This window comes from Pantoea sp. SGAir0180 (genome assembly GCF_043546245.1).
Window position 1 is genome coordinate 1,459,857 of record NZ_CP028071.1, and the last position, 23,384, is coordinate 1,483,240.

Annotated in this window: 19 protein-coding genes, 2 tRNA genes and 2 other RNA genes; 14 read left to right on the forward strand and 9 right to left on the reverse strand. The window is 51.6% G+C overall.

Annotated features, from left to right (window positions below; translation table 11 throughout):
• Window positions 1-150: 150 nt before the first annotated feature.
• The 3 genes from C1N58_RS06825 (at window position 151) to C1N58_RS06835 (ending at window position 3,166) form a co-directional block, all read left to right on the forward strand.
• Complete coding sequence (locus tag C1N58_RS06825) at window positions 151-702, forward strand: NAD(P)H nitroreductase (protein WP_006119410.1); 552 nt, start codon at window positions 151-153, stop codon at window positions 700-702.
• A gap of 257 nt (window positions 703-959) precedes the next feature.
• The gene (locus C1N58_RS06830; RefSeq protein ID WP_394564724.1) at window positions 960-2,876 is read left to right on the forward strand and encodes a DNA topoisomerase III; all 1,917 of its coding nucleotides are present in this window, start codon (window positions 960-962) and stop codon (window positions 2,874-2,876) included.
• The gene (locus C1N58_RS06835; RefSeq protein WP_394564725.1) at window positions 2,876-3,166 is read left to right on the forward strand and encodes a YnjH family protein; all 291 of its coding nucleotides are present in this window, start codon (window positions 2,876-2,878) and stop codon (window positions 3,164-3,166) included. Before C1N58_RS06830 ends, C1N58_RS06835 begins: the two co-directional genes overlap by 1 nt.
• A 39-nt stretch (window positions 3,167-3,205) precedes the next feature.
• On the opposite strand, the gene xthA is transcribed toward C1N58_RS06835, so the two are convergent.
• The 7 genes from xthA to C1N58_RS06870 form a co-directional block, all read right to left on the reverse strand.
• A complete protein-coding gene (xthA, locus tag C1N58_RS06840; protein ID WP_054633684.1) occupies window positions 3,206-4,012 on the reverse strand; it encodes an exodeoxyribonuclease III in 807 nt (268 codons plus the stop codon).
• Between the two features lie 254 nt (window positions 4,013-4,266).
• A non-coding RNA gene (locus tag C1N58_RS06845) (RtT sRNA) lies at window positions 4,267-4,393 on the reverse strand.
• A 41-nt stretch (window positions 4,394-4,434) separates the two neighbouring features.
• Window positions 4,435-4,561: non-coding RNA, RtT sRNA (locus C1N58_RS06850), on the reverse strand.
• Between the two features lie 41 nt (window positions 4,562-4,602).
• Window positions 4,603-4,687 (reverse strand) — tRNA-Tyr (locus C1N58_RS06855).
• Window positions 4,688-4,722: 35 nt separating this feature from the next.
• Window positions 4,723-4,807, reverse strand: a tRNA-Tyr gene (locus tag C1N58_RS06860).
• Between the two features lie 144 nt (window positions 4,808-4,951).
• The gene (purU, locus tag C1N58_RS06865) at window positions 4,952-5,800 is read right to left on the reverse strand and encodes a formyltetrahydrofolate deformylase (RefSeq protein ID WP_006119405.1); all 849 of its coding nucleotides are present in this window, start codon (window positions 5,798-5,800) and stop codon (window positions 4,952-4,954) included.
• A 56-nt stretch (window positions 5,801-5,856) separates the two neighbouring features.
• A complete protein-coding gene (locus C1N58_RS06870) occupies window positions 5,857-6,312 on the reverse strand; it encodes a YchJ family protein (RefSeq protein ID WP_006119404.1) in 456 nt (151 codons plus the stop codon).
• Window positions 6,313-6,409: 97 nt separating this feature from the next.
• On the opposite strand from C1N58_RS06870, the gene rssA reads away from it, so the two are divergent.
• From rssA to C1N58_RS06895, 5 genes are all read left to right on the forward strand, one after another.
• Window positions 6,410-7,321: a patatin-like phospholipase RssA gene (rssA, locus tag C1N58_RS06875; protein WP_039343037.1), complete on the forward strand. Its 912-nt coding sequence runs from the start codon at window positions 6,410-6,412 to the stop codon at window positions 7,319-7,321.
• Between the two features lie 99 nt (window positions 7,322-7,420).
• Entirely contained in the window at window positions 7,421-8,437 is a 1,017-nt protein-coding gene (gene rssB / locus C1N58_RS06880; protein WP_006119402.1) for a two-component system response regulator RssB, read from the forward strand.
• 195 nt (window positions 8,438-8,632) lie between these two features.
• The gene (gene galU / locus C1N58_RS06885; protein ID WP_006119401.1) at window positions 8,633-9,535 is read left to right on the forward strand and encodes a UTP--glucose-1-phosphate uridylyltransferase GalU; all 903 of its coding nucleotides are present in this window, start codon (window positions 8,633-8,635) and stop codon (window positions 9,533-9,535) included.
• 24 nt (window positions 9,536-9,559) lie between these two features.
• On the forward strand, window positions 9,560-10,900 hold the full coding sequence (locus tag C1N58_RS06890; protein WP_006119399.1) for a UDP-glucose dehydrogenase family protein: 1,341 nt from the start codon (window positions 9,560-9,562) through the stop codon (window positions 10,898-10,900).
• A gap of 14 nt (window positions 10,901-10,914) precedes the next feature.
• A complete protein-coding gene (locus tag C1N58_RS06895) occupies window positions 10,915-11,922 on the forward strand; it encodes an NAD-dependent epimerase (RefSeq protein WP_054687697.1) in 1,008 nt (335 codons plus the stop codon).
• 92 nt (window positions 11,923-12,014) lie between these two features.
• Here the strand turns inward: C1N58_RS06895 and hns are convergent, their stop codons facing one another.
• Window positions 12,015-12,422 carry a histone-like nucleoid-structuring protein H-NS gene (hns, locus tag C1N58_RS06900; protein ID WP_033741865.1) on the reverse strand — a complete coding sequence of 136 codons (408 nt, stop codon included), beginning with the start codon at window positions 12,420-12,422 and terminating at the stop codon, window positions 12,015-12,017.
• Between the two features lie 404 nt (window positions 12,423-12,826).
• On the opposite strand from hns, the gene tdk reads away from it, so the two are divergent.
• Window positions 12,827-13,447, forward strand: a complete 621-nt coding sequence (tdk, locus tag C1N58_RS06905) for a thymidine kinase (protein ID WP_006119396.1) — start codon at window positions 12,827-12,829, stop codon at window positions 13,445-13,447.
• A gap of 244 nt (window positions 13,448-13,691) precedes the next feature.
• On the opposite strand, the gene adhE is transcribed toward tdk, so the two are convergent.
• Complete coding sequence (adhE, locus tag C1N58_RS06910) at window positions 13,692-16,376, reverse strand: bifunctional acetaldehyde-CoA/alcohol dehydrogenase (RefSeq protein WP_054633688.1); 2,685 nt, start codon at window positions 16,374-16,376, stop codon at window positions 13,692-13,694.
• A 425-nt stretch (window positions 16,377-16,801) separates the two neighbouring features.
• On the opposite strand from adhE, the gene C1N58_RS06915 reads away from it, so the two are divergent.
• The 5 genes from C1N58_RS06915 (at window position 16,802) to oppC (ending at window position 23,379) form a co-directional block, all read left to right on the forward strand.
• The gene (locus tag C1N58_RS06915; protein WP_006119393.1) at window positions 16,802-17,449 is read left to right on the forward strand and encodes a YchE family NAAT transporter; all 648 of its coding nucleotides are present in this window, start codon (window positions 16,802-16,804) and stop codon (window positions 17,447-17,449) included.
• 585 nt (window positions 17,450-18,034) lie between these two features.
• Window positions 18,035-19,654: an ABC transporter substrate-binding protein gene (locus C1N58_RS06920; protein WP_039343018.1), complete on the forward strand. Its 1,620-nt coding sequence runs from the start codon at window positions 18,035-18,037 to the stop codon at window positions 19,652-19,654.
• Window positions 19,655-19,809: 155 nt separating this feature from the next.
• Window positions 19,810-21,450, forward strand: coding sequence for an oligopeptide ABC transporter substrate-binding protein OppA (gene oppA, locus C1N58_RS06925; RefSeq protein ID WP_058701821.1), 1,641 nt, complete (start codon window positions 19,810-19,812; stop codon window positions 21,448-21,450).
• An 85-nt stretch (window positions 21,451-21,535) separates the two neighbouring features.
• Window positions 21,536-22,456: an oligopeptide ABC transporter permease OppB gene (gene oppB, locus C1N58_RS06930; protein WP_006119378.1), complete on the forward strand. Its 921-nt coding sequence runs from the start codon at window positions 21,536-21,538 to the stop codon at window positions 22,454-22,456.
• Window positions 22,457-22,470: 14 nt separating this feature from the next.
• Window positions 22,471-23,379 carry an oligopeptide ABC transporter permease OppC gene (gene oppC, locus C1N58_RS06935; protein WP_006119376.1) on the forward strand — a complete coding sequence of 303 codons (909 nt, stop codon included), beginning with the start codon at window positions 22,471-22,473 and terminating at the stop codon, window positions 23,377-23,379.
• Window positions 23,380-23,384: the final 5 nt, after the last annotated feature.

Consider the following 23,384-nt stretch of genomic DNA (forward strand, 5'->3'; position numbering starts at 1 on the left):
CCGGAAATAGCCACCAGGCGGGCCAGGTCTCCGTTAACGACCTCATCCTAAAGAGCAGCGAAACAAAAGTCAGCAGGAAATCACCCTGGACTGTTACAAAAAATCCACTTGTGCCAGGATTACCCGTGCTTTTACTGTCAGGAGAAAAACATGGACGCACTAGAATTACTGGTTAATCGTCGTTCGGCCTCGCGTCTGGCGGAACCGGCCCCCAGCGGTGAAGCGCTGGACAACATTCTGCGCGCGGGCATGCGCGCACCCGATCACGGCGGCCTGCAACCCTGGCGATTTATTATTGTTGAAAATGAAGGCCGCGATCGCCTGAGTCAGCTACTGGAAAAAGCGGCGCGGGACAACCAGATGGATGAGAAAGCCATCAATAAAGCCAGTCAGGCGCCGTTCCGTGCGCCCATGATCATCACCGTCGTGGCGCACTGCGAGATCAATCACAAGGTGCCGCGCTGGGAACAAATCGCCTCTGCCAGCTGTGCCGTGATGGCGATGCAGATGGCTGCTGTCGCTCAGGGCTTTAATGGCATCTGGCGGAGCGGCGTCTGGACCGACGATCCGCAGGTGCGTGAGGCGTTCGGCTGCCGTGAGCAGGACGCGATTGTGGGCTTTCTCTATCTGGGCACGCCGCAGCTTAAGTCCAGCACCACCGTGGTTCATCCCGACACGGCACCCTTCGTCCGCTATTTCTGAACCTGTCTGAACCACGCGATGCGCGGTAAACTGCGCACGTAATGAGCGAAGCGTTTCCTCGCAAATCCGGCACGCTTATCAGCAGCGTGCCGCCAGGCTACTATAGCGCTGTCTTCACTGGCAGCGCCGCGTGCTGTGTCCGGGGAAACCGGCTGCCTGCATCCGATGGCGCCAGGCCGTGATCCTGCACTGTCGTCGTGCACGGGGCAGGCGCTGCCATCATTGTTGTTCGCTGACGTTAAGGATTACCCGATTTAATGCGTTTGTTTATAGCAGAGAAACCCAGCCTCGGACGGGCCATTGCCGATGTGTTACCTGAACCACACCGCCGCGGTGACGGATTCATTGCCTGTGGCAATGATCAGGTCGTCACCTGGTGCGTAGGGCATTTACTTGAGCAGGCGCAGCCCGATGCTTATGACGGCCGTTATGCACGCTGGTCACTGGCCGATCTGCCCATTATTCCTGAAAAGTGGCGCCTGCAGCCGCGGCCCTCTGTCGCTAAGCAGCTTAAAGTGGTTGAGGGGTTGCTGGCGCAGGCGGACGAAGTGGTTCACGCCGGTGACCCGGATCGGGAAGGCCAACTGTTAGTGGACGAAGTGCTGGATTACCTGCAACTGCCCGCCGAGAAACGCAGTAAGGTGCAGCGCTGCCTGATCAACGATCTCAATCCTCAGGCGGTCGAACGCGCAGTCAGTCGCCTGCGTGAAAACCGTGAGTTTATCCCCCTGTGTGTTTCCGCCCTGGCTCGCGCCCGGGCGGACTGGCTGTATGGCATCAACATGACCCGCGCCTGGACGTTAATGGGCCGTAATGCCGGTTACGATGGCGTATTGTCGGTGGGGCGGGTGCAAACACCCGTGCTGGGGCTGGTGGTGCGCCGCGACGAAGAGATCGAAAACTTTGTGCCGAAAGACTATTTTGAAGTTAAAGCGCATATCGTGACGCCAGATGACATCCGCTTTGTTGCCAACTGGGTCCCCAGTGAAGCCTGTGAGCCCTGGCAGGATGAAGAAGGGCGCTTACTCAAGCGGAGTCTGGCAGAGCATGTGGTTGCCCGCATTACCGGTCAGCCTGCGCGTGTCACCGCATACAGTGATAAGCGCGAAAGCGACACTGCGCCACTCCCGTTTTCGCTCTCAGCACTGCAGATTGAGGCGGCAAAACGCTTTGGCCTCAGCGCGCAGGCGGTGCTGGATATCTGTCAGCGGTTGTATGAGACCCACAAACTGATTACCTATCCCCGTTCCGACAGTCGCTATTTGCCCGATGAGCATTTTGCTGGTCGTCACGCAGTGCTGAATGCCATTCAGGTTCACCAGCCCGATCTGACGTCGCCTGCGGAGTTTGATGCCGATCGTAAAAACCGCTGTTGGGACGACAAAAAAGTGGATGCGCACCATGCCATTATTCCCACAGCACGCGCCAGCGCTGTGAGGCTGAATGACAATGAACAGCAGGTTTATGGCCTGATCGCGCGTCAGTATCTGATGCAGTACTGCCCGGATGCGATGTTTCGTAAATGCACTATTGAACTGGATATTGCGGGCGGTAAATTCGTGGCGAAGGCCCGCTTTCTGGCTGAGGCGGGCTGGCGTGCTTTGCTGGGCAGTAAAGAGCGTGATGAAGAAAATGACGGCATGCCGCTGCCGGTCGTGGCGGAAGGGGACGTCATGCTGTGTGAGCACGGCGAGGTGCTGGCCAAGCAAACGCAGCCACCTCGGCATTTTACGGATGCCACGCTTCTGTCAGCCATGACCGGTATCGCGCGTTTTGTTCAGGATAAAGAATTAAAGAAAGTGCTTCGTGCGACCGATGGTTTAGGAACGGAAGCCACGCGCGCGGGGATCATAGAATTATTGTTCCGCCGGTCATTTTTACAGAAGAAAGGGCGCTATATTCATTCTACCGACACGGGTAAGGCGTTGATCCATTCGTTACCGGATCTGGCAGCCCGGCCGGACATGACCGCCCAGTGGGAATCGACACTGACACGGATTAGTGAAAAGGCCTGCCGTTATGATGAGTTTATGCAACCGCTGGTGCACACGCTGAGTGGGCTTATTCATCAGGCACGGCAGCAACCGTCGGGACAGGCGTTTCGTGGGTTACCGTCCACCGGACAAAAACGTCCGCAGCGCAAAGCACGGCGTAAAACTAAGGAAACCGAATAATGCGTAAAACTGCACTGCTCATGCTGGCCGCACTGATTGTCTGTGGGCCGGCCCAGGCGAATTATTATCCGTCTACAGGCGGAACTAATACGGATGTGATTGTTGATATGCCGCGGGAAGCCTGGACTCAGGGACAAAATAATCAGCAGAACTGTATGCAGTGCTGTATTTTCGAAAACCGCAATTATACCGAGGGCGCAGTCGTGAAATCAGAAGGCGTCCTGTTACAGTGCGCGCGTGACGAAAAATCGCTGGGGACGAACAACCTGATCTGGAAAATAGTGAAATAGAAAACGCGTGGTGGGCGGGCGCACCACGCGTCAGCGCTATCAGAAGCGGAAGGTTGACCAGACCGGGGCATGGTCAGAGGGTTTTTCCATGCCACGAATATCGTAGTCAATACCGCTCTCAATGCAGTGCGAGGCCAGCCCGGTGCTGGCCAGCAGCAGGTCAATGCGCAGACCGCGATTGTCATCAAACCCTTTAGAACGGTAATCGAACCAGGAAAAACGGTCACAGGTATCGGGATTATGCGCACGCCAGGTATCGACCAACCCCCAGCTTAACAGCCTGTCCATCCATTCCCGCTCTTCGGGCAGGAAAGAACACTTACCGGTACGCAGCCAGCGTTTACGGCTGTCTTCGCCAATCCCAATATCCAGGTCGGTGCTGCTGATATTCATATCGCCCATGATCAGTACGGGCTTATCCGCCGTAAGACTCTCGCTCAGATAGCTTTGCAGATCGCGGTAAAATTTTTCTTTTGCCGGAAACTTTGTCGGGTGATCGCGGCTCTCGCCCTGCGGAAAATAGCCATTTATCACGGTAATATCGCCAATCGGGCTGGGGATTTCAGCCATGATCAGGCGACGCTGCGCATCCTCGCCATCGCCCGGAAACCCCCGACGCACGGAGACCGGCTGAACCTTGGTCAACAGTGCCACACCGTAATGGCCTTTCTGACCGTGATAAAACACGTTGTAGCCCAGCTTAGCCACATCCTCGAGCGGGAACATATCATCATGGACTTTCGTTTCCTGCAGACCAATGACGTCAGGCTGATGCTTCTCGACCAGTGCTTCGAGTTGATGGGGACGTGCCCGCAAGCCGTTAATATTGAATGAAATAAATTTCATGAGATAACCTTCAGCGAATGATAGGCAGGATGGTAGCGATTTTTGCCGGAAATGTCATGGCAGAGCAGGGCAATTTCAGCGAGTGGTGGACAGCACGGGCGAGAGAGCACGACCCATGGTCAGCGGGAACAGAAAACCAGAGTGGTTTCCAGAGGCGTTTACTCAGGCGATGCCCGGCACGAACGCTGAACAAAGGCTCTTATCTTTCTCCGCGCAGAACAGTTTTATAACGGCATGACGTGCTAAAGGGAAGAGAGTGGTGGGAGAAGGATGATTCGGCGCGTTGCGCCTCACCCTACTGGCCGCGCTAATGCGCGTTGTCTCGCGGTGCCCGACGCGAACGCTGAACAAAGGTCTTATCCCTTTCCTCGCAGAACAGGTTGACTGAGTTGCATGTCGGAATGAAGTTGCTAAATACGAGATGGTGGTGGGAGAAGGATGATTCGGCGCGTTGCGCCTCACCCTACGGGCCGCGCTAATGCGCGTTGTCTCGCGGTGCCCGACGCGAACGCTGAACAAAGGTCTTATCCCTTTCCTCGCAGAACAGGCTGACTGAGTTGCATGTCGGAATGAAGTTGCTAAATGCGAGATGGTGGTGGGAGAAGGATTCGAACCTTCGAAGTCTGTGACGGCAGATTTACAGTCTGCTCCCTTTGGCCGCTCGGGAATCCCACCGGGGATGATTTGTAGGCTCAGGCAGCAGATTCAGATGGTGGTGGGAGAAGGATTCGAACCTTCGAAGTCTGTGACGGCAGATTTACAGTCTGCTCCCTTTGGCCGCTCGGGAATCCCACCAGGGACTGAATTGTTGTGCTCTGAAGCGGGGCGCATCATACCAAATGGATTCAGACTGTAAAGCGGACTCAGGCAAATCACGAACCGTTTGCCCACTTTTTACGCGTAGCGCTGGAATGTCAGCCAGTCCAGCGCCCGTGGCGGTTAAAGAATAATCGTGCGGTTGCCGTAAACAAACACACGCTGACCCAGCACTTTATCTAACGCGCGGCTCAGCACATTCTTTTCTACATCACGTCCGGCACGCATCATCTCTTCTGCTGTATAGCTGTGATCGACGTTGATGACGTCCTGCATAATGATCGGACCTTCATCCAGGTTGTCATTAACGTAGTGCGCCGTCGCACCAATGATTTTAACGCCGCGTTCATAAGCCTGGTGATAAGGGCGTGCGCCGATAAAGGCTGGCAGGAACGAGTGATGAATATTGATGATCTGATTCGGGTAGCGCTGGACGAAGCCCGGCGTCAGCACGCGCATATATTTGGCAAGCACGACATAATCTGGCTGGTAACGATCAATTTCGTCCGCCATCTTATTATCATGCTCTTCCCGCGAAAGCCCTTCATGACTGACCAACACAAACGGAATATCAAAACGCTCGACCAGCGAGCGCAGCGTTTCATGGTTACCGATGACGGCGGCTATTTCCATATCCAGCCCGCCAAACGCGCTCTTCATCAGCAGGTCGCCCAGGCAGTGGGCTTCTTTGGTGACCAGAATAACGACGCGGCGACGGCCTGCGCTGTGCAGTTCACGTACCGAGCCCTGAGGAAGGGCGCTGTCAAGATCGGCCAGTAAAGTATTGTCGTTAAAAATCCCTTCCAGCTCTGTGCGCATGAAAAAACGCCCGGTGCGATGATCAACAAACTCATTGTTTTGCACGATATTCAGTTCGTGCTTGTAACAAATATTGGTGATTTTGGCGATCAGACCTTTTGCATCGGGACAAATGGTTCGTAAAACTTTTCTTTGCATGGTTTGCGCTTGCATCTCAATCAGAGTCCTGTCAAAGCATTAAGGGTAAAACCGTTACGCAGGCAACTGCCTTAACCGCAACATTTTTTGTATTTTTTGTCGGCGCCACATGGACAGCGATCGTTGCGCCCGATGGCGGGCGTCATTCCGTCGACATAGTACCAGCGACTGTCCTCGCGAAGAAAGCGTGAACGCTCGTACATCGCCCGATTAACACCGTTTTCAGCAAAACGTGCAAAAAAAGTGACGAAAGATTCGTCTTTGTGGCGCCCCTCATCACAACGTGTGATGTTCAGGCTGAGCCATTCAGTACCCGCGAAACTTTCAGTCACTAAGTCAGCCAGCGCCGGAACGCGGCTGGTGGGATGCCAGGTGGCGACGAGGTAATCGACGTCTTGTTTGACATAAGCGCAGTAGCGGGAGCGCATAAGTTGTTCAGCTGATAAGGGAATTTCTGTTCCTTTAACAAAGGGCTGACAACATAGGCTATACTGCTTGCCGCTACAGCATGGGCAAGATTCGGACACACATTCTCCTGTTAATAACAGTGATTGTTAATGATATCGTTTACTTTATCCGACCCACGCGTGTGATGCCATGTATTGACGCCAGGACCCGAGTAAGATGAGAAAGCAAAAAATTGGATTGGCTCTGGGTTCCGGTGCCGCCAAAGGATGGGCGCATATTGGCGTTATCGAAGCGTTGGAGAGCGCAGGTATCAACATTGATGTCGTGGCAGGCTGTTCCATCGGTGCACTGGTGGGCGCAGCTTACGTCAATCATCGTCTCCCGCACATGAAAAAGTGGGTGAGTGCGTTTAGCTACTGGGATGTCATCCGTCTGATGGATCTGTCCTGGCAGCGAGGCGGACTGTTACGCGGAGAACGGGTATTCAACCATGTCCGGCAACTCATAACGCACGACGCGATTGAATCGTGCGGAAAGCCGTTTGGTGTGGTGGCAACCAATTTAAGTACCGGTCGCGAGCTGTGGCTGACCGAGGGTGAATTACATCAGGCGGTACGTGCGTCCTGCAGTATGCCAGGTTTATTACCGCCCGTCGGCTACAATGGATATTGGCTGGTGGATGGTGCGGTGGTGAATCCGGTACCGATCTCCCTGACGCGCGCGCTAGGGGCGGATGTCGTAATTGCTGTCGATCTTCAGCACGACGCGCATCTGATGCCGCAGAATGCGATGGCGCTGACGCCCCAGAGTTCAGAAGAACATGCGGCGGCTGTGGCGCTCAATCTCGACTGGCGTGGGAAACTGCGACAGCGTCTGGTCAATTTTACGCAGCGCCGGGCCTCGCAAATGCCGGGCGCCATGGAGATCATGGCCACGTCCATCCAGGTGCTGGAAAATCGCCTGAAGCGAAACCGGATGGCAGGCGATCCGCCTGATGTGCTTATCCAGCCATTTTGTCCACAGATATCCACGTTGGATTTTCATCGTGCAGAAGAAGCAATTGCGGCTGGGAAGGTTGCCGTTGAGAAACAAATGGATGAATTATTACCGCTGGTCCGTAGAAGATAATCTGGTTGTTCACGCACAGATGTTACTTCGGTCTATTCTGAAAGGCGCAACTGCGTTTTATGAACCACTATTGATTTATCGGGTACGCAGGGGGATGGAATGGAAAAACCACTGATCGGCAAAAAGATACTCATTGTCGAAGATGAGGCCGTTTTCCGTTCGCTTTTAAACCAGTTTTTAACATCAATGGGGGCCGTCACTGTTGAGGCTGAAGATGGTCTGGAAGCTATTGCGCAACTGGATAAACATGCCGTCGAACTGGTGATTTGTGACCTGGAAATGCCGCGCATGAACGGAATTCAGTTTGTTGAACATCTGCGCAGCCACGGCAATACCCTGCCCATTCTGATAATTTCCGCGACCGAAAATATGTCCGACATCGCGCAGGTTTTACGTCTGGGCGTACAGGATGTGTTGCTAAAACCCCTGAAGAATTTTGAACGTTTCCGTGAAGCGGTATACGAATGCCTCTATCCGTCGATGTTTACCTCGAAAGTCGAGGAAGATGAACAGCTGTTTCAGGACTGGGATGCATTGGTGCGCGATCCTTCCGCTGCGGCAAAATTACTGAAAGAACTGCAGCCCCCGGTCCAGCAGCGCATTGCCCATTGTCGGGTAAATTATCGCCAGTTAACCATGGCGGAGCAGCCCGGGCTGGTGCTGGATATTGCGGCGTTATCTGACAAAGATTTGGCTTTTTATTGTCTCGATGTCACCCGTGCGGGCGACAACGGCGTGCTGGCGGCTTTATTATTGCGCGCCCTGTTTAACGGATTATTACAAGAACAGTTATCAGGACAGAAACAGCGATTACCTGAGTTAAGCAGTTTACTCAGACAGGTTAATCTGCTGCTACGGCAGGCGAATTTAACCGGACAGTTCCCTCTGTTAGTTGGATACTACCATCGCGGATTAAAAAACCTGGTGCTGGTTTCTGCTGGCCTGAATGCCACCTTACATGTTCAGGCCCATCAAATTCAACTCAGTAATGGCGTTCCGCTTGGCACTATGGGCAGTACGCATATTAACCAGATTAGCCAGCGTGCGGACGACTGGCAGTGCCATATTTGGGGCGCCGGGGGCCGTATACGACTGATGTTATCGTCTGAGCAATAAACACCGAAGGGTAATTTATACTTACCCGCAAGACAGTGCCAGAAGTTAGCTTTACACTTGGGTAATAGTCTTAAATTCTACGGATAGATGCCTTCCAGGATAAATCCGTTCGCGAGTAACTGATATACTCATTTCCGAATTTAAACCGACATATCAAGCATTAAAACTTGAACGGCCTATAAGAGAGGTATTTTGATGTCTGCCTATAAGACCAAAGTTAAAAAAGCGGTAATCCCGGTAGCAGGTTTGGGTACGCGTATGCTTCCTGCGACGAAAGCGATTCCAAAAGAAATGTTACCGCTGGTTGATAAGCCGTTAATTCAGTATGTCGTTAACGAGTGTATTGCTGCGGGTATCAATGAAATTGTGCTGGTAACCCACTCGTCTAAGAACGCCATTGAAAACCATTTTGATACCAGTTTCGAACTGGAGTCGATGCTGGAAAAACGCGTTAAGCGTCAGCTGCTGGATGAAATTCAGTCCATCTGTCCTCCACACGTGACCATCATGCAGGTCCGTCAGGGCATCGCTAAAGGCCTGGGCCACGCGGTAATGTGCGCGCACCCGCTGGTCGGCGATGAGCCTGTTGCCGTCATCCTGCCTGATGTGATCATCGACGAATATGAGTCAAACCCAACCAAAGATAACCTGGCAGAAATGCTGAGCCGTTATGAAGAGTCTGGCCGCAGCCAGATCATGGTTGAGCCTGTCAGCGATGTAACCGCTTATGGTGTTGTTGACTGCAAGGGCGCAGAACTGAACCCGGGCGACAGCGCACCGATGGTCGGTGTGGTTGAGAAACCAAAAGCGTCTGAAGCGCCTTCTAATCTGGCTGTGGTGGGCCGTTATGTTCTGTCCGCAGATATCTGGCCACTGCTGGCAAAAACGCCTCCAGGTGCAGGCGGTGAAGTACAGCTCACGGATTCTATCGCCATGCTGATGGAAAAAGAGACCGTTGAAGCTTACCACCTGAAAGGGGTCAGCCATGACTGCGGTAACAAACTGGGATACATGCAGGCTTTCGTCGAATATGGTGTTCGCCATCCGGTGCTGGGCAAAGAGTTCTCTGAGTGGCTCAATAAAACCGTTAGCGATTAAAAATTTAAAACACAGGATAGCGTAATGAAAGTCACTGTATTTGGTATCGGCTATGTCGGTCTGGTTCAGGCTGCGGTGTTGGCCGAAGTCGGACATGACGTTCTCTGTATTGATGTCGATGAAAAAAAGGTTGAGAACCTCAAAAAGGGTCAGATTCCTATTTTTGAACCGGGCCTGACGCCGCTGGTTAAGTCTAACTATGAATCCGGTCGCCTGAAGTTCAGCACCGATGCTGCACTGGGCGTTAACCATGGCGTGATGCAGTTTATCGCCGTAGGCACACCGCCCGATGAAGATGGTTCGGCCGATCTGAAATATGTTACTGCCGTGGCACGCACCATTGCTCAGCATATGACCGATCATAAAGTGGTCATCGATAAATCTACCGTACCGGTTGGAACGGCTGACAGAGTCCGTGCAGTCATGACGGAAACCCTGCAGGCGCGTGATGCCAATATCAGCTTTGATGTGGTATCCAACCCCGAGTTCCTGAAAGAAGGGGCGGCGGTTGCTGACTGTATGCGTCCCGAGCGCATCGTTGTCGGCACGGATAATGATGCTGTCGTGGAACTGTTGCGTGAGCTCTATGAGCCCTTCAACCGTAACCACGATCGTATGATCCTGATGGATATTCGCAGTGCAGAGCTGACGAAGTACGCTGCCAACTGTATGCTGGCGACCAAAATCAGCTTTATGAATGAAATTTCCAATCTCGCGGAACGTTTAGGTGCGGATATCGAAAAAGTGCGCCAGGGGATTGGTTCTGACTCACGTATCGGCTATCACTTTATCTATCCTGGCTGCGGTTATGGCGGTTCCTGTTTCCCGAAAGATGTGCAGGCGCTCATTCGTACGGCGGAATCCATTGGCTATACACCACGTCTGTTAAAAGCGGTGGAAGACGTCAATGACAGCCAGAAAACTAAGCTGCCCGCCTTTATCAAACGTCATTTTGGTGACGATCTGAAAGGGAAGACGTTTGCGCTGTGGGGACTGTCGTTCAAACCGAATACCGACGATATGCGTGAAGCATCGAGCCGTGTATTGATGGAAGCGCTGTGGGAAGCAGGTGCGTCTGTACAGGCTTTCGATCCGGAAGCGATGGATGAAGCACAGCGCATCTACGGTCACCGCGACGATTTGAAGCTGATGGGCACCAAAGAATCAGCGTTACAGGGCGCAGATGGCCTGGTAATTTGCACTGAGTGGCAAAATTTCCGTGCCCCTGACTTCGACGTGATCAAAAATGCACTGAAACAACCCGTGATTTTTGATGGACGTAACCTGTATGATCCAGAGCGTCTCAGCAAGCGCGGCTTCGTTTATTACGCTATTGGCCGCGGAGCGTCCATCCAGGCTGTGTGATTAATGAGGGATTTATGAATTTTCTGGTAACCGGCGCAGCAGGCTTTATTGGCTTCCATGTGAGCCAACGCCTGTTGGCCGCCGGTCACCAGGTTGTCGGTATTGACAACCTGAATGACTATTATGATGTCAGCCTCAAACAAGCCCGTCTTGATTTGATCGGCGACAACCCATCTTTTACGTTTGTTAAAACCGATTTGGCCGACCGTCAGGCCATTGCAGCACTTTTCGAACAGCACAAATTTCAGCGCGTTATTCACCTGGCCGCTCAGGCTGGTGTGCGCTATTCCCTTGAAAACCCGCATGCGTATGTGGATGCCAATGTTATTGGGCATCTGAATATTCTTGAAGGGTGCCGTCATCATCGTGTTGAACATCTGCTCTATGCGTCGTCCAGCTCCGTTTATGGATTGAACAGTAAGCTGCCGTTCTCTACGGAAGACAGTGTCGATCATCCGGTGTCATTGTATGCCGCGACCAAAAAAGCCAATGAGCTGATGTCGCACACCTATTCGCATCTGTATCAGTTACCCACCACCGGTTTACGTTTCTTCACTGTATACGGTCCCTGGGGACGCCCCGATATGGCCTTGTTTAAATTTACCCGGGCTATGATTGCGGGTGAGGCAATTGATGTCTATAACCAGGGTAAAATGCAACGCGATTTCACCTATATCGATGATGTTGTCGAGGCCATTATTCGTCTGCAGGATTGTATTCCGCAGCCGGATGAAAATTGGACGGTAGAGAGCGGGTCTGCTGCGTCGAGTTCAGCGCCGTATCGTATTTACAATTTAGGCAATAGCCAGCCGATGAGCCTGATTCGCTATATTGAAGCGATTGAAAAAGCATTAGGTGTAACGGCAAATAAAAATCTGATGCCAATGCAACCCGGTGACGTGTTAGCTACCAGCGCAGATACCAGCGATTTATTTAACGCTGTCGGCTTTAAACCGCAAACAGGCGTGGATGAGGGTGTCAGACGTTTTGTTGACTGGTACCGAAACTTTTATTCGGTATAAAAACAAAAAGGAAGCGACCGCTTCCTTTTTTTTCTGGTATTGGTAATCAGGTCGCTAAAATGAAGCCAGCAAAGCCTAAAGCACGCCAGGATTTACAGCAAAAAGTCGTCTAACTGCTTACCATGTTGTTCCATGGCTTTTTTGATTGCTGCTGGTGTACGTCCCTGACCGGTCCAGGTTTTGGTCTCCCCGTTTTCATCAACAAACTGATATTTGGCAGGGCGGGCAGCACGTTTGGCTTTGCCAGACGTTTTGGACTCTGACAATGCGTTGAATAACTCATTGGGATCGATTCCATCCGCTAAAAGCATATCGCGATATTGCTCAAGTTTACGCGCACGCTCTTCCGTTTCTGCTTTAGAATGTGACGCTTCATCGCGGCGTTCATTTACTACGACTTCAAACTTTTCCAGCATTTCTTCCAGTGTTTCCAAAGAACACTCTCTGGCCTGGGCACGCAGCGTGCGGATATTATTAAGATTTTTTAGTGCTTCGCTCATTGTCCTGATCTCTGAATAATGAATAGGAGAGTTGTTCTGCCCGCTAATAGTAGTGGTGGGGGGAAATAACTTCAACATTAAATTAATTTTTAGCTTTAAAAGTTCAAAGATGAATTTATTAAATTATAAATTCCGCCAGATAAAGCGCGATGTAAGGACCAATGAAACGTTGATGTTTAACCGGCAACCTATAAAGCCCTGACACGGTTCAATGAAAATAAAGCTTAACGCTATACTGTCTTTAATATTCATATAGTCAAAAATAATGCGCTGCCGTTGCAGGACAGGCAATACCCGACGCTGGCTCTCGTCTGAACGTAACGGGCTGAAAATCAACACGGCATTGCCGGTCAGATATGGTAAAATCGCACTTATTTTGTTTCATCCACACCGGGATACCGCCAATGGCTCAACTCTATTTCTACTATTCGGCAATGAACGCGGGTAAATCAACCGCGCTTTTGCAGTCTTCCTATAATTATCAGGAGCGCGGTATGCGGACCCTGGTTTATACCGCTGAGATTGATAATCGCTTTGGTACCGGTAAAGTCAGTTCACGCATTGGCTTGTCATCACCGGCCGTTCTTTATAATGCCGAAAGCCAGCTGGATGTGGAAATTGCACAAGAGCATGCGCGCCAGCCCGTACACTGTGTGTTAGTGGATGAAAGTCAGTTTCTGACACGGGAACAGGTGAAGGCCTTGTCTGACGTGGTGGATAACCTGGATATTCCGGTGCTGTGTTATGGGTTAAGAACCGACTTTCTGGGAGAATTGTTTACCGGTAGCCAGTATCTGCTGGCCTGGGCCGATAAACTGGTGGAGCTTAAAACCGTATGTCACTGCGGACGTAAAGCGGGCATGGTGCTACGTCTCGACAGCGAAGGCAAACCCTTCCGGGAAGGGGAGCAGGTGGTGATTGGCGGCAATGAGCGCTATATCTCGGTGTGCCGTAAGCACTATAAAAAAGCGATTGAGCAGGGCTGTTTGCAGGCTATCCACGGCGCGCAAACGCCAGTCGCGTAATCCTGTTCCTCACCTCAGGTTCACGTGGTCGCAAAAATCTTTCCTGGTGAACCTCATTCGTCTCTTTATCTTTATGGCGACCTGGGAGTCGGTCTGTTCGTGTGTGATAGCGATTGCACTATTGCACATTCACTGACAGCGGGCAAACAGCCTGCTTATCCTCAACAGCCATAAAAAACCCCCTTGTGACCGAGCCACAAGGGGGAGGGGGATGGCGCACCCGCGCTAACGGGCTTGTTCCTGATTAGGCTTTTTTGACCTTTTTAGCGGCTTTGATATCGCTGACGGGTTGAGTCAGCGGCTGTTCAACCTGGGCACAAGGCTCAACAAATTTGCGGCCGTAGTAACTGTCCAGCATGATCTGTTTCAGTTCAGCAATTAACGGATAACGTGGGTTAGCACCGGTACACTGATCGTCGAACGCATCCTCAGCCAGTTTGTCCACTTTCGCCAGAAAATCCGCTTCCTGCACGCCAGCTTCACGAATCGAGGCGGGAATACCCAGTTCCGTTTTAATTTCATCCAGCCAGACCAGCAGTTTCTCAATTTTCTGAGCAGTACGATCGCCTGTGGCGGTCAAACCAAGATGATCGGCGATTTCCGCATAGCGACGACGCGCCTGTGGACGATCATACTGACTGAATGCAGTCTGTTTGGTCGGGTTGTCATTTGCGTTATAACGAATGACGTTGGAAATCAGCAGCGAGTTAGCCAGTCCGTGGGGAATATGGAACTCGGAACCCAGTTTATGGGCCATCGAGTGACATACGCCGAGGAAGGCGTTGGCAAAGGCAATACCGGCGATGGTGGCGGCATTGTGCACACGTTCACGCGCAACCGGATTTTTGGCGCCTTCGGCATAACTGGCGGGCAGGTTCTCTTTCAGCAACTTAAGCGCCTGCAGTGCCTGACCATCAGAATACTCATTCGCCAGAACGGAAACATAGGCTTCCAGTGCATGGGTAACCGCATCCAGACCGCCAAAGGCGCAGAGTGAACGCGGCATATCCATTACGAGGTTCGCATCCACAATGGCCATATCCGGGGTCAGTGCATAATCTGCCAGCGGATATTTTTGACCGGTGGCATCATCCGTGACCACCGCAAACGGGGTCACTTCTGAACCGGTGCCGGAGGTAGTGGTGATGGCTACCATGCGGGCTTTGACGCCCATTTTCGGGAACTTATAGATACGTTTACGAATATCCATAAAGCGTAATGCCAGCTCTTCGAAGTGGGTTTCGGGATGCTCATACATCACCCACATGATTTTCGCCGCATCCATTGGCGAGCCGCCGCCCAGCGCAATGATCACATCGGGTTTAAAGCTGTGCATTTGCTCTGCGCCTTTGCGAACAATGCTCAGTGTTGGGTCTGCTTCGACCTCGAAGAACACTTCCGTTTCAATACCGTGGGATTTCAGGACGCGGGTAACCTGGTCGGCATAGCCGTTATTGAACAGGAAGCGGTCAGTCACAACAAATGCACGTTTCGCGCCGTCGGTGGCGACCTCTTCTAAGGCGACAGGCAATGACCCACGACGGAAATAGATAGATTTCGGAAGTTTATGCCACAACATATTTTCAGCTCGCTTGGCGACAGTTTTCTTATTGATCAGATGTTTAGGACCGACGTTTTCGGAAATTGAGTTACCTCCCCAGGAGCCACAACCCAGCGTCAACGAAGGCGCGAGTTTGAAGTTATATAAATCGCCAATCCCACCCTGAGAAGCGGGGGTATTAATCAGGATACGGGCCGTTTTCATTTTGTCGCCAAAATAGTGGACGCGTGCGGACTGGTTATCCTGATCCGTGTACAGGCAGGAGGTGTGGCCAATGCCGCCCATGGCGACCAGTTTTTCCGCTTTACTGACGGCGTCTTCGTAATCTTTAGCCCGGTACATCGCCAGCGTTGGCGACAGTTTTTCATGGGCAAAAGGTTCGGATTCGTCGACCCGTTCAACTTCACCAATCAGAATTTTGGTATCGGTTGGTACCGTAATGCCCGCCATCTCAGCAATTTTTACTGCAGGCTGGCCCACAATCGCGGCGTTGAGGCCGCCATTTTTCAGGATAATATTCTGAACCGCCTGAAGTTCGTGGCCCTGCAGCAGGTAGCCACCATGACTGGCGAAACGTGCCCGAACGGCATCGTAGATTGCATCGACAACAATAACGGACTGCTCTGAGGCACAAATCACGCCGTTATCAAACGTTTTCGACATCAGGATGGACGCCACCGCGCGTTTAACATCTGCCGTTTCATCAATCACGACAGGTGTATTCCCGGCACCGACACCAATAGCCGGTTTGCCGGAACTGTAAGCGGCTTTCACCATGCCCGGTCCACCTGTGGCAAGAATCAGATTGATGTCCGGGTGGTGCATCAGCTGATTCGACAGCTCAACAGAGGGCGCATCTATCCAGCCGATAATGTCTTTAGGGGCGCCAGCAGCAATCGCGGCCTGCAGCACAATATCGGCGGCTTTATTGGTGGCATCTTTGGCGCGAGGATGCGGCGAGAAGATAATACCGTTGCGGGTTTTAAGGCTGATCAGGGCTTTGAAGATGGCGGTAGAGGTGGGGTTGGTGGTCGGGACGATCCCACAAATCAGGCCGATGGGTTCGGCAATCGTAATGGTGCCAAAGGTATCATCGGTTTCCAGTACGCCGCAGGTTTTATCATCCTTATAGGCGTTATAAATATATTCGGACGCAAAATGATTTTTGATGACTTTGTCTTCGACAATGCCCATGCCCGATTCTGCGACCGCCATCTTCGCTAAGGGAATACGGGCATCGGCAGCGGCCAGTGCGGCTGCGCGGAAAATAGCATCGACTTGTTGTTGAGAAAAACTGGCGAACGCTTGCTGGGCTTTTTTTACCCGTTCAACCAGTGCATTGAGTTCAGCGACATTAGTAACGGCCATTGTGATCTCCTGAGGAAGTTAAACTTTTTTAGGAAACAAGCCTGAACGGAAAGTATAGCCAGGGTAAAAACCGCTCAATCACGGGGCGTGAAAGTGCGGTTTTTCAGTTGTTTACTAAAAGAATTCTTTTTCTCCGGTGGTATCGTGGCTGACAACAAAAGAGTATCGGGTTTAGGGGACAGCAATAATGATCCAAATCAATTTAAACCGCAGCTGACACCTTTCAGCCTGCGGTTCATGAGGGGGAGGGCGATGAGGTTAAAAGCGGTAACAAAAGTAACATCTGCCAGCCATTGTGGAATGGCTGGTTTAACGCCCTAAAGTGTAAGTAAATTAACAGAATAAATAACTCTCGCTTCAACTGGCGTGCGCGGCGTTTTTACCTTACATTAGGCGCGTTTTTCATCTGGGATGTGGAGTGAACCGTGAATCCTGCGCTGTTAGATCTATCTGGCTATATCAAGTTTTTCGTAGGCCTGTTTGCACTGGTGAATCCCATTGGCATCATTCCGGTGTTTATTAGCATGACGCGTTATCAGGGCGTGGCAGAACGTAATAAAACGAATCTCACCGCAAACCTTGCTGTGGCCATTATTCTCTGGACGTCGCTGTTTTTAGGGGATGCCATTCTGCATGTGTTTGGCATCTCAATTGATTCTTTCCGTATTGCCGGGGGCATTCTGGTTGTCACGATAGCGATGTCGATGATCAGCGGAAAGCTGGGCGAAGATAAACAAAACAAGCAGGAAAAAACAGAAACCGCGATTCGCGAAAGTATTGGCGTTGTTCCGCTGGCTTTACCGCTGATGGCCGGGCCCGGGGCAATCAGCTCAACCATCGTCTGGAGTACGCGCTATCACAGTTGGTTAAATCTGCTGGGATTTACCGTGGCAGTGGCCATTTTTGCCTTCAGTTGTTGGTTACTGTTTCGTGCCGCCCCTATTATGGTCAGAGTACTGGGGCAAACGGGCATCAACGTCATCACCCGTATCATGGGGCTGCTGTTAATGGCGCTGGGCATCGAATTTGTGGTAACAGGCATTAAAGCGATTTTTCCAGGGCTGGTAAGCTGAATACCCACTTATTTTAACAAACATAAAAAGACAGGCATCAAAAGAGTGCAATACGACACAATATTGCACTCTAAACGGGCAATTATTTGCACCGCTGTATATCCCCTCCGGGTTATCACTTTCCCTAATACTCAGTGCGCGTCCCGATAGTACGCGCCTGGCCTTCCTGTCATCAATGTCACCTTATATTCTGCTTTGACGATGCATGTTGGCATGATTAATGCTGGTAAAGGCCCATTAATGCCTTTTTAAATGGCACATCGGGAAAGAATGACGCTACAACAACGCAGTCAAAATCGGTGAATGTAATATTCTGGTTAGAATAGCATCAAATCTATGAATGTTTTTATAATTCAGTAGGTTAATGTATTTTTAGGCTAAAAATTAACACTTCCACTGGGAAAAATCTCATGATAAAAGAGAAACAGATAACATTTTAACTATTTAGTTTTGGCGCCGTCATTCAGCTTCTGCTAATTTTCGGCGCATTGAGCATGTTTTCCCGAAGGTCGAAATAGCAAGATTTTTTTCTTGATGCAGACGGGATTGCAGAATAAAAACGGGCAGGTCAACAAGGTGTGGTAAATGAACGCTCAGCAATATTGGTCTTGTCTGGCACTAGGTGTGATGACTGCTTTACCCGTCTGTGCGGCCAGCGTACCCGCCGGCGTGACCTTATCGCCACAGCAGCAAATTGTCATTAATAATGGCTCCGAAGTGGCCTCGCTTGACCCGCATAAGACGGAAGGTGTGCCGGAATCCAATATTATCCTGAATCTGCTGGACGGGCTGGTTAATACAGATAATAACGGTAAGGTTGTCCCCGGTGTGGCTGAGAGCTGGGAAAATCAGCAAGGAAAAATCTGGACCTTCACGCTGCGCAACGATGCAAAATGGAGCAACGGCGAACCGGTAACGGCTAACGATTTTGTTTACAGCTGGCGACGCCTGGCCGATCCGAAAACTGCATCTCCTTACACCAGTTATCTGCAGGCGGCGCATATTGCCAATGCCGACGAGATTATTGCGGGTAAAGCGGCACCAGACCAACTGGGCGTAAAAGCGATTGACGATCACCATTTACAGGTCACTTTAACAGAGCCCGTTCCCTATCTGATTGCCATGCTGGCGCATACGGCCATGAAACCCGTGTATGCGCCCGCTATCCAGAAATGGGGCGAGGCGTGGACTCAACCCGGGCATTATGTTGGTAATGGTGCTTATACCTTAAGTGACTGGGTCGTCAACGAAAAAATTGTCCTGAAGCGCAATCCGCTTTACTGGAACAACGCGCAAACCGTGATTGAGCAGGGGACGTTTCTGCCGATCAGTTCTGAGAACAGCGACATTAACCGCTATCGCAGCGGTGGCCTGGATATGACCAACAGCGCCATCCCGCCCAATATGTTCGCGAAGCTGCGTAAGGACATCGGCGACGAAGTCAAAGTCAGCCCCTTGTTGTGTACGTTTTATTATGAAATCAACAACAAAAAGCCGCCTTTTACTGATGCGCGCGTGCGCGCGGCTATAAAGATGACGCTGGACCGCGACATTATCGCCAAAAAGATTATGGGACAGGGCCAGATTCCGGCTTACAGTTTTACACCGCCCTATACCAATGGGGCCGCGTTAGCCACACCGGAATGGATGACCTGGTCCCAGTCGCAGCGCAATGAGGCGGCAAAGAAACTGCTGGCAGAAGCGGGTTTCGACAGTAAAAATCCTTTGCGTTTTACGCTGCTCTATAACACCTCCGATCAAAATAAAACCCAGGCGATTGCTGCAGCGTCAATGTGGCAGCGCAACCTCGGGGCGCAGGTCACCTTACAAAATCAGGAATGGAAAACGCTGCTGGAAACACGTCATCAGGCACAGTATGACGTGGTGCGGGCCACATGGTGCGCGGATTATAACGAGCCCTCTACTTTCCTGAATATGTTCCTGAGTCAGTCGTCGACCAATACCGCGTTTTATCGTAGTGCGGCCTTTGATCGGCTGATGGCAGACACGCTAAGCGTCACAAAGGATGCTGACCGCGCGGCATTGTATCAGCAGGCTGAAACACAACTCGACAAAGACTCGGCAATTGTGCCAGTTTACTACCGCGTCAGCGTGAGGCTGGTTAAACCCTGGGTTGGCGGGTTTACCGGCCACGATCCGCAGGACATGACAGATCTGAAATATTATTTCATTAAACAACACTGATAACGCGCTTATCCGGCGGCACAGCCGGGAAGGGCGTTACCGTGCTGACCACGCTACAGGGTCAATGCTCCCCAGGTGAAAACACCGGGGCCCGAATACGGGGAACACTGAGGTCGCAAACACCCTCGGTGAAAATAAAAAAACTGGAGTTAAGAATGAACAACATCACGAAGAAAACCCTGATTGCTGCCAGCGTCTTTGCAGCGATGAGTGCGCTCACAGCCAACAGCGTTATCGCCGCCACGGTCCCTGCCGGGGTTGAACTGGCCGCGAAGCAGGAGCTGGTAAAAGGAAACGGTAGCGAGGTTCAGTCGCTGGATCCGCACAAAATTGAAGGCGTACCGGAATCGAACGTCAGCCGTGACCTGTTTGAAGGACTGGTGATCAGCGATACCAACGGCCATCCGATTCCTGGCGTGGCAGAGAGCTGGGATAATAAAGACTTTAAAGTCTGGACCTTCCATCTGCGCAAAAATGCCAAATGGTCAAACGGTGAGCCGGTGACTGCTCAGGATTTCGTTTACAGCTGGCAGCGTCTGGCCGATCCGAAAACCGCGTCTCCTTATGCCAGCTATCTGCAATACGGTCACCTGGCCAACGTTGACGATATTATCGCCGGTAAGAAACCGCCAACAGATTTGGGTGTGAAGGCGCTTGACGATCATACGCTGCAAGTGACCCTGAGCGAGCCGGTTCCGTATTTCTATAAATTACTGATTCACTCCTCAATGTCGCCGGTAAACAAAGCGGTTATTGAGAAATTCGGTGATAAGTGGACCCAGCCTGAAAATATCGTCAGCAACGGTGCCTTTAAGCTGGAATCTCACGTCATTAACGAACGTATTACCGTTGTGCGCAACCCTGATTACTGGGATAACGCGCATACCGTTCTGAACAAAGTCACCTTCCTGCCCATTTCGTCAGAAGTCAGTGATGTTAACCGTTACTTCTCTGATAACGGCAGTGACATGACCTATAACAATCTGCCGATTGAGCTGTTCAAAAAATTACAGCGTGACAACGGTAAAGAGCTGCATGTTGACCCTTATCTGTGCACCTACTATTACGAAATTAATAACCAGAAAGCGCCTTTCACCGATCCGCGCGTACGTGCCGCATTGAAACTGGGTATCGACCGCGACATTATCGTGGATAAAGTGCTGGCGCAGGGCCAGAAGCCAGCCTACAGCTACACGCCACCTGCAACAGATGGTATGGAGCTGGTGAAGCCAGAGTGGTTTACCTGGTCACAGGAAAAACGTAATGCTGAAGCCAAAAAGCTGCTGGCTGAAGCCGGTTACACGGCAGAAAAACCGTTAACGTTTACGCTCCTGTACAACACCTCCGATCTGCATAAAAAACTGGCCATTGCCGCCTCGTCGATTTGGGCCAAAAATCTGGGTGTGAAAGTGAAGCTGGAGAACCAGGAGTGGAAAACCTTCCTGGATACGCGTCATCAGGGCAACTTCGACGTTGCACGTGCAGGCTGGTGTGCAGACTATAACGAACCGACGTCGTTCCTGAATACCATGCTGTCTGACAGCAGTAACAACACCGCGCACTACAAGAGCCCGGCCTTCGACAAGCTGATGAAAGATGCCCTGGCCACAACCGATGATAAAGCCCGGTCGGCTGACTATGAAAAAGCTGAGCAGCAGCTGGATAAAGACTCTGCCATCGTGCCATTGTACTACTACGTGAACACCCGTCTGGTGAAACCGTATGTCGGTGGTTATACCGGTAAAGATCCGCTGGATAACGTCGCAGACAGAAACCTGTACATCATTAAGCACTAACAGAACACCAAGAACAGCGGCGGCGCCATGAGCGCCGCCTGTATTTTTTAATGCAATGTGAAGCACCAGCCTGGTAGGTACGGCAATGTTAAAATTCATTTTGCGTCGGTTACTTGAAGCCATCCCGACGCTTTTCGTCCTTATTACTATCTCCTTCTTTATGATGCGACTGGCCCCCGGCAGTCCATTCACGGGTGAGCGTACGCTGTCGCCAGAGGTGATGGCGAATATCGAGGCGAAATATCACCTCAACGATCCCATTGGCAAGCAATATGTTGATTACCTGATTCAACTGGCCCATGGCGACTTTGGCCCCTCGTTTAAATATAAAGACTATTCGGTGAACTACCTGGTTGGTCATGCCTTTCCGGTGTCGGCCAAACTGGGCCTGGCTGCCTTTATCCTGGCCGTGGTACTGGGCGTGACGGCAGGGGTTATCGCCGCGCTGAAGCAAAACACCCTGTGGGATTACGTCGTCATGGGGGTGGCAATGACCGGCGTGGTCATACCGAGTTTTGTGGTTGCCCCGCTGTTAGTCCTGATTTTCGCCATTACGCTGAAATGGCTGCCGGGTGGCGGCTGGAACGGTGGACAGTGGAACTATATGCTGCTGCCGATGGTGGCGTTATCCCTGGCTTACATTGCCAGTATCGCGCGTATCACTCGTGGCTCAATGATTGAGGTGATGCATTCCAACTTTATCCGTACCGCGCGAGCCAAAGGGTTGCCGTTACGTCGTATCGTTTTACGTCACGCGCTCAAGCCAGCACTGTTGCCGGTTATTTCCTATATGGGACCGGCATTTGTGGGCATTATTACTGGCTCTATGGTGATTGAATCTATTTACGGACTGCCCGGTATCGGTCAGCTGTTTGTCAACGGCGCGCTTAACCGTGACTACTCGCTGGTACTGAGCCTGACGATTCTGGTGGGGCTGTTGACCATTCTGTTTAACGCGATCGTCGATGTGCTCTATGCCGTTATCGACCCGAAAATTCGCTACTGATTCTGGAGTTCGCCATGATGTTAAGTAAGAAAAATAGCGAAGCTCTTGATGCATTCAGTGAAAAACTGGAAGTCGAAGGGCGTAGCCTGTGGCAGGATGCCCGTCGCCGTTTTATTCATAACCGGGCCGCGTTAATCAGCCTGATGGTGCTGATGTTAATCACGCTGTTTGTAATTTTCGCGCCCATGTTGTCACCGTTCTCCTATTTCGATACCGACTGGGGAATGATGTCATCCCCGCCAGATACCACGTCCGGACACTGGTTTGGCACCGACTCATCGGGGCGTGATCTGCTGGTGCGCGTCGCCATTGGCGGTCGTATTTCGTTAATGGTGGGCATTGCCGCCGCGTTGATCGCCGTGGTGGTGGGAACGCTCTACGGTTCCATTGCCGGTTACCTTGGTGGAAAAATCGACTCCGTGATGATGCGTATTCTGGAAATCCTTAACTCCTTCCCGTTTATGTTTTTCGTCATTCTGTTGGTCACCTTCTTTGGCCGTAACATCCTGCTGATTTTTGCTGCTATCGGTATGGTGTCGTGGCTGGACATGGCGCGTATCGTGCGTGGACAAACTCTGAGCCTGAAGCGCAAAGAGTTTATTGAAGCGGCGCATGTCGGCGGCGTTTCGACCTGGAAAATCGTGACGCGCCATATCGTGCCTAACGTACTGGGCGTGGTGGTGGTTTACGCCTCGCTGCTGGTGCCCAGCATGATTCTGTTCGAATCATTCCTGAGCTTTCTCGGCCTGGGCACCCAGGAGCCGCTGAGTAGCTGGGGCGCGCTGTTGAGCGATGGGGCTAACTCCATGGAAGTTTCGCCGTGGCTGTTGCTGTTCCCGGCCATTTTCCTGGTGGTCACGCTGTTCTGTTTTAACTTTATTGGCGATGGCCTGCGTGATGCCCTCGACCCCAAAGATCGTTAAGGAGT